Below are 1,122 nucleotides of genomic sequence, written 5' to 3' on the forward strand. Positions count from 1 at the left end.
CAGCTACGCCGCGCTCAACACGCAGCTGTCGGGCGAACTGAGCGCCGACCAGGCACAGATCACGCAGATGCAGAACGAGCTCAAGGTGACGATGGTCAACGAGATCCTGTTCCCCGAAGGTGGCTACCGCCTCATACCAATTTGCGTTCAATAGATTAGATATGATGTCAGCCCACGAACCTCAAGGAGTCGTGGATGAAGACATTAATCGTGGGTGATAAGCCGACTGTTGAGCGCTTGGCGGARCGGCTCAAGCGAGCCGGCAGTCATGCGGAGTACCAGCGCATCCAGTGCGTGCTCATCCGRGCGACTCTGGGCAGCTCAGCKGCGCAGATCGCCGAGTTGYTGGGCTGGTCCACTGCGACGGTGCATGTCYTGCACTCGCGCTGGTCGAAGGAGGGAGATGCCATCTTCGATCTGCGCGGGCGTGGCGGCAGGCATCACCAGCACCTCAGCCCCGAGCAAGAGCAGCAAMTTCTGGCGCCMTTCGTCAAGCGYGCCGAGGCGGGCGGGATGCTGACGGTGGCGGAGATCCAGCAGGCTTACCAGGACCAACTGGGCAAGCAGGTGGCCCCCTCTACGGTTTACCGACTTCTGGATCGCCAYGGYTGGCGCAAGGTRGTGCCSCGSCCSMGGCAYCCCARGGCRGAYGTKGCGGCRCAGGYCGCCTTTAAAAAAACTSCGCCGCMMGGTACGCCAAGAGGTCGTGCGCCAGGCTGAACGCGGGCGCCASGTGCGCYTGATGTTCCAGGACGAAGGCCGCGCTGCTGGGCACCTCACGGCACACGGCCGGTGGTCGGCGCGCGACTGGAACGCAAGTACATCTACGCCTTCAGYGCCGTCAGCCCRCACGACGGCGTGCTGGACAGCCTGGTGCTGCCCTGGGTCAGCGCCGAGACGATGTCGCTRTTCCTGRSCGAGGTSGCSCAGCGCCAYGCYGMGGAATTCATCGTGATGGTCATGGACCAAGCKGGCTGGCACATCGCCGGCGATCTTGCCGTGCCGCAGAACATGCGATTGATCTTCCTGCCCCCGTACAGCCCGGAGCTCAACCCCGCTGAGCACCTGTGGGAGTCGTTGCGCGAGGACTGCTTCGCCAACCACGTCTTCGCCAATCTGGAC

General features: G+C 63.7%; 1 protein-coding gene and 1 pseudogene. Both read left to right on the plus strand.

The genetic code is table 11. The annotated features are described in order from the left end of the window. Positions 1-195 precede the first annotated feature (195 nt). The gene (locus tag ACXJ3V_RS20075) at positions 196-720 is read left to right on the plus strand and encodes a winged helix-turn-helix domain-containing protein (protein WP_457102122.1); all 525 of its coding nucleotides are present in this window, start codon (positions 196-198) and stop codon (positions 718-720) included. 45 nt (positions 721-765) lie between these two features. After that, positions 766-1,122: pseudogene (locus ACXJ3V_RS20080) on the plus strand (transposase); the annotation flags it as partial.

It is taken from the genome of Microbacterium sp. P5_E9 (assembly GCF_054049175.1).